General features: G+C 42.6%; 13 protein-coding genes. 3 read left to right on the forward strand and 10 right to left on the reverse strand.

All coding sequences use genetic code 11. From position 1 onward, the window contains the following. Window positions 1-6: 6 nt before the first annotated feature. Window positions 7-1,722: a single-stranded-DNA-specific exonuclease RecJ gene (gene recJ, locus VB073_RS04005; protein WP_323402855.1), complete on the reverse strand. Its 1,716-nt coding sequence runs from the start codon at window positions 1,720-1,722 to the stop codon at window positions 7-9. 256 nt (window positions 1,723-1,978) lie between these two features. Here recJ and mnmA point away from each other — a divergent pair, with 256 nt between their 5' ends. The 3 genes from mnmA to hflX all read left to right on the forward strand — a co-directional run bounded on the left by mnmA (window position 1,979) and on the right by hflX (window position 5,055). Beyond that, window positions 1,979-3,043 (forward strand): tRNA 2-thiouridine(34) synthase MnmA, encoded by a 1,065-nt coding sequence (mnmA, locus tag VB073_RS04010; RefSeq protein ID WP_323402856.1) that lies wholly within the window; start codon window positions 1,979-1,981, stop codon window positions 3,041-3,043. A gap of 138 nt (window positions 3,044-3,181) precedes the next feature. After that, on the forward strand, window positions 3,182-3,682 hold the full coding sequence (locus VB073_RS04015) for an outer membrane beta-barrel protein (protein ID WP_323402857.1): 501 nt from the start codon (window positions 3,182-3,184) through the stop codon (window positions 3,680-3,682). Window positions 3,683-3,831: 149 nt separating this feature from the next. Continuing rightward, window positions 3,832-5,055 (forward strand): GTPase HflX, encoded by a 1,224-nt coding sequence (gene hflX, locus VB073_RS04020; RefSeq protein WP_323402858.1) that lies wholly within the window; start codon window positions 3,832-3,834, stop codon window positions 5,053-5,055. An 80-nt stretch (window positions 5,056-5,135) separates the two neighbouring features. Here hflX and VB073_RS04025 read toward each other — a convergent pair whose 3' ends face one another. From VB073_RS04025 to creD, 9 genes are all read right to left on the reverse strand, one after another. Then, on the reverse strand, window positions 5,136-6,599 hold the full coding sequence (locus VB073_RS04025) for a hypothetical protein (protein ID WP_323402859.1): 1,464 nt from the start codon (window positions 6,597-6,599) through the stop codon (window positions 5,136-5,138). A gap of 22 nt (window positions 6,600-6,621) precedes the next feature. Beyond that, entirely contained in the window at window positions 6,622-8,217 is a 1,596-nt protein-coding gene (locus VB073_RS04030; RefSeq protein WP_323402860.1) for a DASS family sodium-coupled anion symporter, read from the reverse strand. 100 nt (window positions 8,218-8,317) lie between these two features. Next, on the reverse strand, window positions 8,318-8,788 hold the full coding sequence (locus tag VB073_RS04035) for a CYTH domain-containing protein (protein ID WP_323402861.1): 471 nt from the start codon (window positions 8,786-8,788) through the stop codon (window positions 8,318-8,320). Window positions 8,789-8,801: 13 nt separating this feature from the next. Then, window positions 8,802-9,446, reverse strand: coding sequence for a hypothetical protein (locus tag VB073_RS04040; RefSeq protein WP_323402862.1), 645 nt, complete (start codon window positions 9,444-9,446; stop codon window positions 8,802-8,804). Between the two features lie 122 nt (window positions 9,447-9,568). After that, window positions 9,569-10,408 carry a lamin tail domain-containing protein gene (locus VB073_RS04045; RefSeq protein ID WP_323402863.1) on the reverse strand — a complete coding sequence of 280 codons (840 nt, stop codon included), beginning with the start codon at window positions 10,406-10,408 and terminating at the stop codon, window positions 9,569-9,571. Window positions 10,409-10,432: 24 nt separating this feature from the next. Continuing rightward, on the reverse strand, window positions 10,433-11,809 hold the full coding sequence (locus VB073_RS04050; RefSeq protein ID WP_323402864.1) for an OprO/OprP family phosphate-selective porin: 1,377 nt from the start codon (window positions 11,807-11,809) through the stop codon (window positions 10,433-10,435). A 28-nt stretch (window positions 11,810-11,837) separates the two neighbouring features. Next, entirely contained in the window at window positions 11,838-13,592 is a 1,755-nt protein-coding gene (locus VB073_RS04055; RefSeq protein WP_323402865.1) for an inorganic phosphate transporter, read from the reverse strand. A gap of 10 nt (window positions 13,593-13,602) precedes the next feature. After that, window positions 13,603-14,247 (reverse strand): DUF47 domain-containing protein, encoded by a 645-nt coding sequence (locus VB073_RS04060; RefSeq protein WP_323402866.1) that lies wholly within the window; start codon window positions 14,245-14,247, stop codon window positions 13,603-13,605. Window positions 14,248-14,483: 236 nt separating this feature from the next. Beyond that, window positions 14,484-15,926 (reverse strand): cell envelope integrity protein CreD, encoded by a 1,443-nt coding sequence (gene creD / locus VB073_RS04065; RefSeq protein ID WP_323402867.1) that lies wholly within the window; start codon window positions 15,924-15,926, stop codon window positions 14,484-14,486. Window positions 15,927-15,977 lie beyond the last annotated feature (51 nt).

Here is a 15,977-nt window from a genome sequence, read left to right on the forward strand (position 1 = left end):
TGCTGTTTACTCTTTTATATCCCTTATAATAAGCTGGGTAAAAGAATTACTACCATGTCTGTTCTCTTCGATGGTATAGCAAATATTTACCGGCAGGCCGGATTTAATGCGTTGATAAAAATCGTGCTGACTAAATGCGATAGCCGGGAATGGTCTATCGATTGTCTTATCTACGATCTCCAATTTAATATGCCGGCCTTCTTTTCCAACAAGCCTGCTGCTCCCGGCATCATATACCTCTCTGGTAAGAAAGATGGGATTCTCATTTTCAGGGCCGAAAGGATTAAAAAGATCGAGACCGGCAATGAGCGACGGACTAATTTGCGACAGTGATATCTCCACATCGACCGTGATCTGTGGCAGCATCATCCGGGCTTCTACTCCATCAAAAGAGAGCATATTAAACCGCTCGGTGAACTCCTGCAGATTCTCCTCCCGTAATGTCAATCCGGCAGCATAAGTATGGCCCCCAAAGTTCTCCAGGATATCACGACACGATTCAATGGCTTTATAGACATCGAAACCAGGGACGGAACGGGCCGATCCGGAGATCATTTCTCCCGATTTGGTAAGTACGACCGCCGGCCGGTAATATTTCTCGGTCAACCTTGAAGCTACAATACCCACTATCCCCTTGTGCCACGTCTCATTATAGATTACAATACTCTTGTGCTGAATCATATCGATATGGTTATCGATATATGCTATGGCCTCATCTGTGATTTTCTTGTCCAGTTCCCGTCGGTCTTCATTGTACTTGTCGATATTCTTGCTCTTCTCCCTGGCAGAAGTCATGTCGTTTTCAATCATCAGATCAACCGCCTCTTTTCCGTTCATCATTCTCCCCGAGGCATTGATACGTGGACCTATTTTGAAAACAATATCGTTGACGGTAATATTCTTCCGTTGCAGACCACATATCTCAATAATCCCACGCAACCCGAAACTGGGATTAGAGTTAAGTTGTTTCAACCCGTGATACATCATAATGCGGTTCTCTCCTGTCAGAGGAACGATATCTGAAGCAATACTTACCGCTACCAGATCAAGCAATGGTTCAATATCGGAAAATGGGTACCCGTTTCGCTCTGAAAAAGCATGCACCAACTTAAAACCAACTCCGCAACCTGAAAGATCGCTATAGGGATAAGTCGAATCGAGCCGCTTTGCATCTACCACGGCTACGGCATCCGGAAGCTGATCATCAGGCATGTGATGATCACAAATAATAAAATCAATACCTTTTTCTTTGGCATAGGCGACCTTACTCACGGCCTTAATGCCACAATCGAGAGAGATAATGAGCTTTACGCCTGTCTCAACGGCATAATCGATTCCTTGAAACGAAATGCCATACCCTTCATCGTACCTGTCCGGAATGTAATAATCAATATTACTTGTAATTCCGCGAAAGAATTTGTACACCAGTGAAACAGCGGTTGTACCATCTACATCGTAATCCCCGTAAATGAGAATCCGCTCTTTGTTGCCCAGTGCCCGCTCTATTCGCCGGATCGCCATATCCATATCGGGTAACAGAAAAGGGTCATGTAAATCCTTTAGTTTGGGATACAGAAATCCGGTTGCCTGGCCCTTGGTTTCAATACCTCTTTTGATAAGCAATTCAGCAAGAACGGGATGTAAATTTAATTCTTTCGCTAATTCATCTTTTTTATTTTTTTGGTCGTTTGTAAGGGTTGAATAATTCCATCTGTAAGTCATTTATATCGTTTTTTCTTTCTCTCACGAATCCCGAAGAGGCTTCGGGGATAGGGCTAGCATACCACAAAAGGTGCTGCAGGAAAATATCTCAGTAATGGTTAATTGATACACCATTCCGAAGTTGTAAAGGTAATACTATTTTTTTTCTTTTAGTATTATTTCTAACAATAAATAACCCATTTTCCATGATTCAATTCTTATTCGTACCTTTGTAGCTTAAAATCACTGAAAGTGACGGAGTGAAAATAGGCATAAAATGGAAATAGCAGCACTTGTTTCCGGAGGAGTGGACAGTTCGGTTGTTGTACATCAGTTAAAAGAGATGGGATACAACCCGACTATTTATTATATAAAAATCGGTATGGAGGACAAAAACGGCTATATCGACTGTCCATCAGAAGAAGATATCGAGATAGTAACATTCATTGCCCGAAAATATGGATGCCGTTTTGAGATCATATCACTACATGAGGAGTACTGGGATAGCGTAGTACGCTATACTATAGACTCTGTGAAGCGGGGACTGACCCCCAATCCCGATATGATGTGCAACAAATTGATCAAGTTCGGTGTTTTTGAACAGAAGTGGGGGCATCAGTTCGATAAAATAGCAACCGGTCATTATGCCACCACCAGGGAACTTGATGGTCTGACCTGGCTTTCCACAGCGAAAGACCATGTAAAAGACCAGACTTACTTTCTGGGACAGATAAGCTACCTACAGGTTTCGAAATTGCTGTTTCCGATCGGGAATCTGCTTAAGTCGGAAGTACGTGATATAGCCGCCCGTGAGAAGTTGCCTTCGGCCCAACGGAAAGACAGCCAGGGAATCTGTTTTCTGGGGAAAGTCAACTACAATGATTTCATCGAACGTTACCTGGGCAGGAAAGAAGGACTTATTGTAGAATTAGAGACTGGAAATATTCTAGGGAAACATCAGGGATTCTGGTTCCATACCATCGGCCAGCGCAAAGGGCTGGGGCTGAGTGGTGGTCCATGGTTCGTGATAAAAAAAGATATACAAAGGAATATCGTCTATGTCTCTAAGGGGTATGACACGAAATATCAGTATGGAGAAATCATCAATATGCAGGGATTTGAATTTATCACTAAAGATATATGGGGTGATTTTGATGATGAAAAGGAAATCACTTTTAAAATAAGACATACGCCCGACTTCACAGCGGGAAAGATCTCAAGAATCGGTGATATGTATCGCATCCACTCTTCCGAACCGATACAGGGAATTGCAGCCGGACAGTTTGGTGTAGTGTACGACAAGGAGAAGAAACTTTGTCTTGGGAGTGGGATGATTTATTAATGCGCCAATCAATGGAGGATGTGATAATTCGATGATTTACTGATTTGATAATTAAATTTAGAAGATTGGATAGGCGGGAAAAACTCGAACATCCTAAATCTAAAAGTCTAAAAATCTTGATTCTTGATTCTAAAAAAAATGAGACGAATATTTATTCTGGTTTGCTTTTTATCCCTGCTGTCCACTCCAAAGATGCTTGCACAGTTTGAAGGTACTTTCGGATTAGGTGTACATACCGGATATGGTGCAGGTATCAAAAGTCTGGGAGCGGGTGTGCATGCCCATTATTATTATACTAACAATATACGGTTTGCCCCTTCGTTCACCAGTTTCCTTGAACGAAAAGGAAGTGGCATGTGGATGGCAGATGTCGATGCGCATTACGTCTTTCCGGTTTCTTACGCAGCTTCGTTATACCCGATTGCAGGACTCCATTACTCTCAATGGAAATACAATCCTCCCAAAAAGGATGGAATTGCCGATGAGGGCTGGAAAAAGCATCTTCCAGGGGCCAATCTTGGACTTGGATTCCAGTATGATATAGCTTATAGGATACGGACTAATTACGAGTTAAAATACCAGCTTATCCCCAACCACTCGCAAGTGCTCTTTACTGCAGGAATTGGGTTCTGGTTCTGATCGGTGGACAGGTGCCTAGGTGGATTCGTATGATAGTGCGCTTCGTGCGATAATGCCTTCGGCGACAAATAAAAATCATTTTCAATTTTCAATTATCCATTTTCAATTAATATAGTCTTGGATCTTGATTCTTGCATCTTATTACAAAAATGAAAGATTTTATTACTAACGAAATAAAAAAAGAGAATGCCGTACTGGTAGGGCTTATTACTCCCGAACAGAACGAAGAAAAGGTGAATGAATATCTCGACGAGTTGGCTTTCCTGGCCGAAACGGCAGGGCTTATTCCGGCAAAACGCTTCGTACAGCGGTTAGATACTCCCAACACAGCTACATTTGTAGGAACCGGAAAGCTGGAGGAGATAGAACGGTATGTCAAAGAGGAAGAAAACGAAATAGGGGTGGTCATCTTCGATGACGAACTGTCGGCCCGTCAACTTCGTAACATTGAAAAGGAACTCCAAATCCGCATCATGGACCGTACCAGCCTCATCCTTGATATTTTTGCGATGCGTGCCCAGACGGCACATGCCAAGGCACAGGTAGAACTGGCACAATACCAATACCTCCTACCGCGACTCACCCGTATGTGGACGCACCTTGAGCGTCAACGGGGCGGAGGTGGCACCATCATGCGCGGCCCCGGGGAAACACAGTTGGAGACCGACCGCCGTATTATCCTCGATAAGATTTCCCGCCTGAAACAGGAGTTGAAGGAAATCGACAAGCAAAAGGCAGTGCAGCGCAAGAACCGTGGGAAATTAGTACGTGTAGCACTGGTAGGATATACCAATGTGGGAAAATCCACGCTGATGACACTGCTCAGCAAGAGTGAGGTATTTGCTGAAAACAAACTCTTCGCCACGCTCGATACAACCGTACGCAAAGTAACCATAGAAAACTTACCGTTCCTGCTTACCGACACCGTCGGTTTCATCCGCAAACTCCCCACTCATCTGATCGAGTCGTTCAAATCGACCCTCGACGAGGTGCGGGAAGCCGACATACTGGTGCATGTAGTGGATATTTCACATCCCGCATTTGAAGAGCAAATTGAGGTAGTGGAAAAAACCCTGTTCGAGATAGATGATACCGAAAAACCCACCATCCTCGTATTCAACAAGATCGACGCCTTCTCTCATGTGGTAAAGGATGAGGACGATCTCACCCCGAAAAAAAGGGAAAATTATACACTCGAGGAGTTGAAACAGAGTTGGATGCAGAAGATGAAAGAGAATTGTATCTTCATTTCGGCAAGGGAGAAAACAAATATTGACGACCTCAAGCAGATCATCTACGACAAGGTTAAGGAGATCCATATCACCCGTTTTCCCTACAATGATTTCCTGTATCATAATTACGAGGAAGAATAGCAGGCTATCAATTCACATCCGGTTACCTGTTATTCCGGGTTAATACTCATCCGTCGACAAAACAGAAAAACGGTTTTATCTCAAGCCAATTCTTCGAGCCGGATAATGCCGGCCCGGGTAAAGGAAACCCTGAACCGTTTATAGTTCACCTGATCCTCAAATTGCAACTGCATGAGAATATTTAAATAGTAGATTTTATCTCCATATATCTCTACGGATTCCCCTTCCTCATTCAGGTAATAGATCGCCTCCTCCGGGTTATCCGTCTTTTGCATGAAACGGGAGAGGTGAAAGCGCATAATATCATTGATACCCGCTATCGGATAGTCGCTGTTCTTATCGATCTCTACCCTGTCCAGGAAAACCTGCTTACGATATAGGATTATTTTTTCATCCGTGATACGGTTTTCCGCTTCTACCAAAGGTGTCCGACTTCTCAAATTCATCACTTCACGGAGCACTTTTTCCTCGGAGATGAAATCCACTCCCTCCTTGATCCACCCTATCGAAGCATCCTTAATTCCTATCTCGGTTTTATTGTCGAAATAGCGGTTAAGCCTTTTATGAGCAAAATAGTAACGCATCAGTTCCTTGATACGGTCTTTAAGCATATAACTCACTACCAGTGCGATAAACAACGGCATCGTAAAATTGCCATATCTCATCTGGAAAGAGAATGCCACTGCGGTGGCAAAGATCATGGAAAGCCCGGCAGCGATACTGTAGTAGATTTGTTCCACGAGTACACCTTCTTTCTTCTTACGGGCTCGCAGGAACAGATCACTTTCGACATACTTCTTCAATATACTTCTTCGAAAAATAAACTCCCTGTTCTTCGTAGGATTATTCTTATCTACGCTGATATATCCCTTCTCTTTTCTATATGCTGATTCTTCCTGCCAAAGAGAGGACAAGAGAGCAGTGGATTTCTTATATTTCCTGCTTTTCTTCGACTGCAGGAAACCGATGAGATAACATGTTCTCTGGTCTACCAGATTGCTGATATATTCATCGGCAAAGAAATAATAATTCAGGTATTCGGTAGAAATAGTCGGCACATTGATAATCCGCCTCAGGTTTCTGAATTTTACAAGGATATCCCTGATGGTTTCCACATAAGAGGTGATCAGGTATTCCATATCATCTTTGATATGATTATTCAGGAAATGGACTACCTCATTGCGTATAGCGCTCTTAAAGATAGCTGTAAACATCTTGATCTGGGACTCATACTCCCTGATAGCGGTACGCGTGGGCTCACTGGCTGCCTTATGGAAAGCCTTTTCCAGATTCTTCAAAGGAATGGCTTCGCCTGCCGTAATCTCCCGCAACAGAAAAACCGGGGTTATCAACCGGATGTAGCTCTTCACATCGCGGTAAAAATGGTTTTTATCATAGGTGAGTGGATTGATATCGAGGCTGTTCGGCACAAACATCCAGGTATTGATAGAGAAATTGCTCTGCTCGCACTTACGACGAACCAAAAATCCTACTTTGAACTCAATAGAAAACTTATCATGTACCTTTGCTGCAATATCAATCATTTTTCAACTTACTCCTTTCATTTTAAAAGAACAATCCGTTTGTATATCCTAACCACCTGAACACCGTTTCTCCCCATACAATAATCATCACCCAGGCAATGATCATCATTGTGAACCCGAATTTAAACGTATCGCTCCAACTATACTGGTCCGTGGTATATAACAATGCAGCGGGCTTACTGTTGAACGGCAACACATATACATGATTATTTAATAAGGCAACCGGAAAGGCAAGGCTCAACGTAGGAAAGCCAAATTGTTGTTCGATCCCCAGTGCAATAGGCACAAATATCAGTGTACGCATCGTCTTGGACTGGAATAACAACGCACTGAAGAGCATCAGGAAAGTGAGGACCATGTAGATTACCCAGAAAGGGGTAGCTGCGGTGATTCCCATTTTCTCGAAAGATACATTGACAATGGTACCGGGTAATCCGGTGGCATCAAGTCCTACACCCAAAGCATACGCGCCAGCCGAGAACAGCATCAAATGCCAGGGAATATCCACTTCGTTCCAGTTTACAATGCCGATTCCAGGTAGCAATGCCACAATAGCTCCGGCGAAGGCTACAGTGGTCTGACTGATACCATGCTGCTTGTCCGTCGCCCACAATATGAGAACCACCACAAATATCGCGATAGCCTTGTATTCCTGGACACCCATCTTTCCCAACTTGTGGAGTTCTTCTCTGAGTCGCTCCATCCCGCCTTCAATCTGCGGTATTTTTTCTTCTTCCTTCAGCGGAAAAATAATTTTCGATCCCACGAACCATGCAATCAGGATCAGAATGATAGCCAACGGGAATCCGGCAATAAACCAGTCCTGATAGCTGAATATCCTTCCACCGAGGGCACCGGCCATCAAAGCTGCTGCCAGCAGGTTGGAACCGGCGCCGGTAAGGAATCCAGAGGCTCCTACATTGATCTGGAACAGGTTTTGCAGCACCAGATTCCGTCCGAAATTATTGCGGTTACTCCCTCCAGTTGCCCCATAGATAGCCGCAATCACCATAAAGATAGGCAATAAAATGGCCGCTTTAGCTGTGGTAGCGGAAATAAATGCGGAAAGGACGATATTGATCACAATAAAACTGAAAACGATCCATGAAGCCGATTTTCCGAATCGCACCATGAACCATAATGCGAACCGTTTGGCGACCTGTGTCTTCACCAGCATACTGGCCAGCACAAAAGAGAGGATATTCAACCACATCACCGGATGGCCGAGTTGTGCAAAAGCAGTCTTCTCAGTGGTGACTCCGAAAATGACAATGCCGAAGATAACCAGTAACGATGTGAGGTAATTGGGTACCGCCTCAGTGATCCATAGCACGATCGACGCAGCAAATATGGCCAGCATCGCGTAATTGATCCTGATAAACGCTTCGTAGCCTAAGATGTCGAGACGCGCCATGGCAGTCTTGTCCAACCCGTCCGCCGATAACGTATTCAGGAAAGGGATATCTATAACCCAATAAATCAGTGCAAAAACGATAATCGCCAAAGGACCTCCTATAATGGCCATCCATTTCTCAACTCCGGATTTTTGCATTTTAGGTAGCTTCTCTATCCGGTAATTATTCATATCGAGCGGATCGAAATTCTTCTCTTTTTCCATTTTCTTGTGCTTGAATGACAAATGACATTATTAGTGAGGAAGCCCGTCTTTCACACAGCCCATGAAGGGAGTGTGAAAGCGAGTATCCATACCCTGTTCATTACCACTTGGTATAGGGATTTTTCATCAGCATGGAGTTGTAATATTTTACATCTCCGGTTACTTCTTCTCCTACCCATTGCGGTTTGTCAAACTGATCTTCTTCACTGGATAATTCAACTTCGGCAACCACCAATCCCTGATTTTCACCGTAAAATTCATCCACCTCGAAAGTAAACTTGCCCGATTTCACTTCGTAACGTGTCTTATCGATCACACCCGGTTCGCATATCTTGAGCAATTCGTCCACTTCTGCCACGGGAATCTCTTTTTCCCACTCGTAACGCGATGCACCGCTGGCATTTCCTACGCCTTTGATGGTAATATACCCTTTGTCGCCCTTGATGCGTACACGCACGGTACGTTCGGGGACAGAAGAGAGATATCCCTGTGTTATGCGGGTTTGTTTAGCCGCTTCGTTTTTGAAAGTGTCTGACGTTACCAGAAATTTTCTTTCTATTTCTTGTGCCATGATTTTTCTATAATTAATTCGCTAATGGTTTCTTTGTCATTCCAATGACGCGTTTGATCGCTTGCAGGTAATTGATATTTTCCACACCTCCCAGGCCCACTTCCTGAATAGTCTTTTTGATATCTTCCACTTCGGTAGATTCTGAGTTGATGGTTTTCACCATGGCACCGTTGATATAAACTTCTCCCGTTTCACAAATGGTATCATTTACCATGTATCCGTAACGCACTTTCTCCACGGTCACGGCTTGCAGGTCGGGATGCACATCAATCATACCCAGAAATTCTTCCAGGGTATAGGTATCTTTTGTAAGCGCGGGCAAACTCTCCACTTTGAAAGCGGGAAATACCTCTTCATTCAGTACCTGAGCGGAGATAGGGAATTCACCCTTCATTAGCGGATTCCATTGTTCCAGTCCATCCACGGTCTGTACGTAGGTTTTGATATCCATCTTCCCATCACGAATCTTTGTATTGTTTACATCGTTGGTACGGCTTACAATGTAAGTTTCCGTACTGCGGCGTTCCCATACTTTTTCAGGAACGGGAACCGAAAGGCGTGCCATTCGTTTTTCAGCTTCACTAAAACAACGTCCGAACGAACGGAATTCAAATCTTGGTTTTGAGATTGCTCCGATCTCCATCTTTTCTTTACTCATATTTTTTGATATTAATTATTACAACTCTCATAACAACCTCCTATAAGACCGGAATAAACATACCGAATCGGTATGCGGTATTCCGGTCTTATGCTGGATTACATATCGAGAAACTTTTTTTATTAGCTCTGAGGAATATCTTTTCCTGTGGATGGATTGGCTGCGCCGTTGGTCGGTGCGGCTAATTTCCAGTCACCGGTTCCATTGGGAATCCTTTGGTAAGAATCTTTAGCGGTATCACTAATACCACCCCCCAACGCACTTTCATCACCACGCAGGAATACACCTAAACTAGCTCCGTCAGGACCAAGCAGTTCGAATTTCAGATTTTGCTTTGGCGAAATACCAGCTCCTCCGGACAAATGCGGATTATCGGGATTACTTTGGATAATAACCACATATCCTCCTGCCGGTATTATTCCACTTTCGTCGGTACCTGTCCACCAGGGTTTTGAGGTGTCGTTATTTTTTATCAACGATACACCTTTCAGTGACAAGGCAACTGTACCGATATTATACAATTCTATCGCTTTGCTGTTTCCATCGATTTCATTCAACACCAGTTTCGTATAATCAACAGGAGGTGCTCCCACAGTATAAGTCTGCTCGTTTGATACGATATTTATTCCCGCTTTATTATCAGCTGAAACGGTAAATACCACTACAGCTTTATCGGCTTGTTTCGGAATAACACCAGTATAGGTGTCACCACTTCCTTTCGTCATGGTTACTTCCGACTGGCTTCCTCCATTTACTTTATACTGTATCTTTGCAGTGGTTACGCCTTGCAGGTCGGTAATGGTTGCCGTTACAGTTACATCGTCATCAGGGGTTACCTTCGTTGGCGCATATTCCACTTTTTCTATGGTTGCCGGACCTTTATACATCTCGTCTTCTACACATGATACGGCTATCAGCAGCAATACAACTAATATATTTGCAATTAAAATTTTCGTCTTCATTATGATTTCAAATTTAGAGGATGATTAAAATACGATTTCACAACGCATTGATACCATACTATAATCTACACCGGCCTTGCCTTTCAATTCGGTTACTTTGGTGTAGTCTTTAGTGGGTTTTCCGGCTGCATCATGTCCAACGAACAATTTGCCCTTACCGTTTGCATAGCGGTCGTTATTGTTGTACTGATAGTTGAGCATAAATTTCACATTATTATTTACCCAGAAGTTCACTCCTAAGGCATAGGCTTCGGAAGCACCGCCATAAACACCTCCGTCGAAATCATTCAGGCTGATATTTTCATAACGGGCAGTCAATTCCACATCACCCCATTTTTGTCCACGCTGTACACGGTTGTATTTCGCACCACCGTAATCATAGCGTTGTTGTCCGCCAAAAAGGAGATATCCTGCCTGTGCATACCAGCCGCCGAAACTTTTATTGTTCTTGTTCGCCATGGGGGAATCGTCCTTCAGATAAACCGTTGTTCCAATATAGGCGGTTTCCACACGGAGCCCCTTGTAATGGCCTGCTAACTCTGCTGTATAAAGAAGAGAATGATCTACTCCTTTAATTACATCGGTATCGAGATACTTTTTCCGATTGATAGAAGTAGAATTTCTCATACTATAACGCATACCACCAAAATCGGCAGGAGCATCAGTTGATTTTGGGGTCCGGTAAGACACAGCTCCACCTAAATGCAACCCCTTTTCATTAAATTGGTACAAAGGGCGAATCACCAGTTTTCCTGTGTAAGACTCTCCGGTACCACGACCAAAGTCCTTGTTATTATCCTGTACATTGGTCACTTCTTCAATGCCTGCTATCTCCTGAAAGAAAATACCTCCCGACACCCAGATCAGAGGAATGCTATACTTGATATTGGCACCCAAATGACGTGAAGGAGCCAGATAAGTCAACATGGGGCGTTCCATGAATTGAAGGTAACGTGAGGATGTATTCCGTTGCATGGAGAAATTTTCCTTGAAGTTACCGATTTGTATCTCCACGTTCTTAATTCCGTCGTAACGGAGTACTGCGTCTTTTAACTCGGCGATTCCGTTTGCCATGTCGATATCAATTTCACCATACCAGTTACGCGTTACTTGAGCCTTTACCGCGAAACGGGCACGACGGATACTTGCTCCGTTCCCAACGGCATCATAATCATCATCTACTCCGGAAAAACTCGCATAATCGGCTTGCACACGTGCATCGAACCAAAGCTTGTAGTCAGCATCTGCCGATTCAAACACAAGTCTTCCATCTTGCATCTCAGTCTTTACTTTCTTAGACTCTACTTCCATTCCATACTGGTCGTATTTTACTCCATCCTGCGCAAAAGCGGATCCTGTAACAAAAAGAGCCAGCAACAGATAAATTGTTTTTCTCTTCATTCGTAATATTATTTTAAATTAAACATATTCATAGTGATTGAATAAATTGTGTCAGACTATCATTTCTGGTCAGTCCCATTTTAGATCTTAACCTGTAACGGGCTATCTCCACACTTTTGGTGGAAATATTCAACAGTGGCGCCATCTCTTTTGAAGATAGACCTATTCGCAACAATACCAGGATTTTCTTCTCTTTGCTCGTCAGATTGGGATAGCATTCATTCAATTTCTCAATAAACTCCATATGTACCTGCTCTGCCTGGCGATAGATTTCATCCACTTCACCCGAAAAACTCATCCTTTGTTTTATCTCTACCAACTGATTTTTCAATATCATATTCTTCTCCCCAATACTATCAGCCTTGATAGCTTCCTCAATAGAATCTGAAATAAGCTCCAGATAACTTCGCTGTTCGCCGATATTCAGTGAATAGGTAATCAACTGATTTTTCTTTTCTTCCAAACGCGTAGCCAGAGTCACATTCTCCAGATGCACAGTACTCACCTCTATATCATTCAATGCTTTCCGATAATCACTGAGTTGCTTCTGTTCGGCTTGCCGATAACCCTCCGCTCGCGCCTTCGCATAATTTTTCCGGTTGAGCAGGATAGCATAAATGATAAAAGCTATGACCAAAACGATTAGTGTGATAATAAAAAAATGATTGGTATTATCAATTGGAATATGATAGGTCACCGTAGCGGTTTGCCCTGAATGAACTGCCGTTTCCGGTATAATTTCATTATCCGACACCTGAATTCCAAATAGCCTGTCTACAAAGAAGAGACTGACAAAGGTGAAAGCAGCCGACAGAACGGGTGTAGTAACCCAACTCAGCATAATATTTCCCAACATTTTCATTTTCAATTCCTGGACTCCTTTTACAAGCCCTATGCCCACCAGAGCGCCAACCATTACCTGCGTACTTGAAACCGGCACCAGGGGGATAGGTGGTAATCCGATACTCACGAGCGCATTGGAAAGGGCTGTAGAAGAAAAGACAAACAATACCAATGCTTGCGCCAACACAGCTACTATCGCCATCTCCGGTGTCATTGACAAAACGCCGTTCCCAATCGTGTACATCACTTTCTTACTATAAGTGAAGATACCCAGTGCAATCGCAAGAGAGCCGATAAAAAACAACAACTGTGTAGAAGAGAGATATAATGTACCAATACTAAATGAAATAGAAAATGAGTTTACAAATACTCCCATCACATTGGCAATATTGTTTGCCCCAAGACTGTAAGCAGCAAATGCGCCGACAACGATCAACGAAGTCCGGATTATCGACTCCATTTTCAACATATGCATACGGGATGTACGAATAAATTTACGGACAAGCAGATAAAGTACGCAAGAGAAAGCGGCACCCAGGATCGGACCAAAAACCCATGAACCTACAATTTTCATTAAGACACCGTATTCAACCGGATTTGCCGTATAATAGCACCAGCCAATGATAGCACCGACAATAGCCTGACCTGTTGATATTGGCAGTTGATACTTGGTCATTATCGTTACAATAATAGCAGCACACAATGCGACTGTAAAAGCACCCCCAATAGCATTGACAGCACCAAGATGGGACAATGTGTCGGTAGTACCAGATCCTTGTAATACCGATCCCAGTATAACGAAGATACTTCCAAGGATAGCAGCAGTTCTGAATTTGACCATACGGGTTGCCACCGCCGTTCCAAAGAGATTGGAAGCATCATTGGCACCTAATGACCAGCCCAGAAACAAACCGCTAACCAGGAAAAGGTATATAAACATATCTTCTATATTATACTATTCGTTTAATTGCCATAATAGAAAGCAGATCTGCTACCTTCTCGGCAGTATCTGATATATTTTCAATATGTAATGTAAAATACCGCAGATGGAACTTTTCACTCAATTTCAGATTCGGCATCTCTTTAAATATCTTCCTGCGGATGATATCTGCCATTAGGTCAGTCTCCTTCTCATAAAAATAGACCCTGTGTATCTTTTCATTTACATTCACCGGCTCATTAAAATAGGATTTGGCGGCAGGTATAGTAGATTCAGCTGCCGATACCGATGTCTGCGTGAGACGGATAAAGTCGGATATCAACTCCGCCGGAATATTGGGAGTTTCCACCTCAAACTGGAATAAATTCTTTTTTGCCTGGTCGATCAGATTATCCATCTCTTCGAGCAAACGCATGATATCTCCTCGTACTTGCGGCATCAACGACTGTACATACAGGGTGGTTTCGATTTCACGCCGTAACTGATCCGACTCTTTTTCGGAGTTGGCCAGTTGTAATATATCGTTATTAAAATTCTCGGTATTATTATATAGATAATTTTTCACCCCTTCTTTAAAAAGCAGCAAACTCTGATCAACACAATTCAGAAAATTATCTATGAGCTCTATTGATTTATTGGTCCGGGAAAATAGCATAGCATTTTTTCTGCAATGTTACGAACTTTTTCAGTGCTGACACTCTCATGAGTAATAAAATTCACACTACATTACAAAAGGAAATAAGAAGAATATGTATAGTTATATTATAAATTATATTATTTATTATCTGCATATTAATATTATAATATAGAGTTATTAAACAAAAAAAATCAACTCTACATTTAAAATGTAGAGTTGATGTAAAGGTATATATATGAGGTTACTAAAGCAATCTAAGCCCTAACCTTCCTCGCATAATTCATGATCACACCCAAAATAACAAACAGACCAAGACTACCAACCAACAACGAATAGTTTTCCATTCGGATCAACAGGAAAATAAAAATATAGAGAAAGGTCAAGAGTGCTCCCACCAACAATCCCTGCCGTCTATTCCGAAGGATAGCTGCCATATGTAGAGTTATCATGAAAATGGTCATAAGTGCTGCAACCACATAAGCTCCATTAAATCCCCATATCTCCGACATGGATAGCAGTAAGGTGTAAAAGAGCACCAGTGCCAAACCGACAAGTAGATAGTGAAACGGATTAACCGGTTTTTTCTTGATCAATTCAATAAAGAATACTACAACAAACGTCAATAAAATAATCAGAATACCATATTTTACGCTTCTAAGATTCTGCTGATACTGATCGACCGATTGAATAAATTTGACACCGAAGAGTGATGAAGACATCATACCAATCGCCCCACTGTCGTCGCCTCCTACTACCTGTCCATAACTCCTATTAAGATCCAACACTTTCCAGGAGGCAGAGAACCCTTTATCGGTGATATGATGATCTACGGGCAAAAAATCTCCTCCAAAGCTAGGTGTATCCCAATCTGATCCAAAAGTGGCTGTCGTGATTTTTCCCACCGGCACTACGAATAACCCCTCTGAGCCATTCAGATATAACGTCATAGAAAAAGGTATTTTCTCTTTCATCAAAGTATCTTCCGAAAGAGATTCCAAACGGGCATTTAATCCTGCGGCAAAAATACCTGTAGATACATTAGGTGTACCTACAGGTCTCTCACTTTCGGGATAATAAGCATTCTTACCGGGGCCGGTATATAAATTCTCAACCGGAATCCCGGGCTCCATAGCAAATGTCTTTCCTCTCAGCTGTAATGTAACCGTTTCACGGATACCTTTTAAATCTGTAATCCCAATAATAACACGGGCTTTGTCAAACTGTATATCCTTTCTTTTAATACCGGTCTTTTCAATCTCTGAGAAATCAAAACTGCCCGTCAGTCCGATTTCCGATTTGTACACCGTCGCATCGTAAATGCCCCGCTTACGTTTTTCCACTGCAGTATTTCCATCTACATCCAACTCTTTAGGAAGCAAAAGGACATTCTTGGTAATAACTTCACGTTTATCGTTCACTATCCACTCCTGTGTGTATGGCAGAGAGATGCATGGTCCGGTGATAATCTGCTCACCACTCCATTTCGACGTAATTTCCTGTACGGCACTTGCCTTCGTCTGTTTTCGCTCATTGATAAGTCCTCGAATCATTGCCAAGGGGATAAGCAGCAGCAATATTAAAAATCCTACCGCAAAGAATTTAATCGTTACAGAATAGCGTTCAGTGATACTCTTTCTAATACCATTGCCATCCGGTGACAAAGGTGGGACTTGTTTTGAAGAATCTGTTGTTTCCATATTTAAAGAATTAAAAATCCAGAATTTAGAATTAAGAACTTAGAAGTTGAG

The sequence above is a fragment of the Proteiniphilum sp. genome, from assembly GCF_034927365.1.
Classification (GTDB): Bacteria; Bacteroidota; Bacteroidia; order Bacteroidales; family Dysgonomonadaceae; genus Proteiniphilum.

What these genes read in the sequence shown, in the direction of transcription:
- recJ (WP_323402855.1), bottom strand. Translation starts at nt 1,722, where the DNA reads ATGACTTACAGATGGAATTATTCAACCCTTACAAACGACCAAAAAAAT.
- mnmA (WP_323402856.1), top strand. Translation starts at nt 1,979, where the DNA reads ATGGAAATAGCAGCACTTGTTTCCGGAGGAGTGGACAGTTCGGTTGTT.
- VB073_RS04015 (WP_323402857.1), top strand. Translation starts at nt 3,182, where the DNA reads ATGAGACGAATATTTATTCTGGTTTGCTTTTTATCCCTGCTGTCCACT.
- hflX (WP_323402858.1), top strand. Translation starts at nt 3,832, where the DNA reads ATGAAAGATTTTATTACTAACGAAATAAAAAAAGAGAATGCCGTACTG.
- VB073_RS04025 (WP_323402859.1), bottom strand. Translation starts at nt 6,599, where the DNA reads ATGATTGATATTGCAGCAAAGGTACATGATAAGTTTTCTATTGAGTTC.
- VB073_RS04030 (WP_323402860.1), bottom strand. Translation starts at nt 8,217, where the DNA reads ATGGAAAAAGAGAAGAATTTCGATCCGCTCGATATGAATAATTACCGG.
- VB073_RS04035 (WP_323402861.1), bottom strand. Translation starts at nt 8,788, where the DNA reads ATGGCACAAGAAATAGAAAGAAAATTTCTGGTAACGTCAGACACTTTC.
- VB073_RS04040 (WP_323402862.1), bottom strand. Translation starts at nt 9,446, where the DNA reads ATGAGTAAAGAAAAGATGGAGATCGGAGCAATCTCAAAACCAAGATTT.
- VB073_RS04045 (WP_323402863.1), bottom strand. Translation starts at nt 10,408, where the DNA reads ATGAAGACGAAAATTTTAATTGCAAATATATTAGTTGTATTGCTGCTG.
- VB073_RS04050 (WP_323402864.1), bottom strand. Translation starts at nt 11,809, where the DNA reads ATGAAGAGAAAAACAATTTATCTGTTGCTGGCTCTTTTTGTTACAGGA.
- VB073_RS04055 (WP_323402865.1), bottom strand. Translation starts at nt 13,592, where the DNA reads ATGTTTATATACCTTTTCCTGGTTAGCGGTTTGTTTCTGGGCTGGTCA.
- VB073_RS04060 (WP_323402866.1), bottom strand. Translation starts at nt 14,247, where the DNA reads ATGCTATTTTCCCGGACCAATAAATCAATAGAGCTCATAGATAATTTT.
- creD (WP_323402867.1), bottom strand. Translation starts at nt 15,926, where the DNA reads ATGGAAACAACAGATTCTTCAAAACAAGTCCCACCTTTGTCACCGGAT.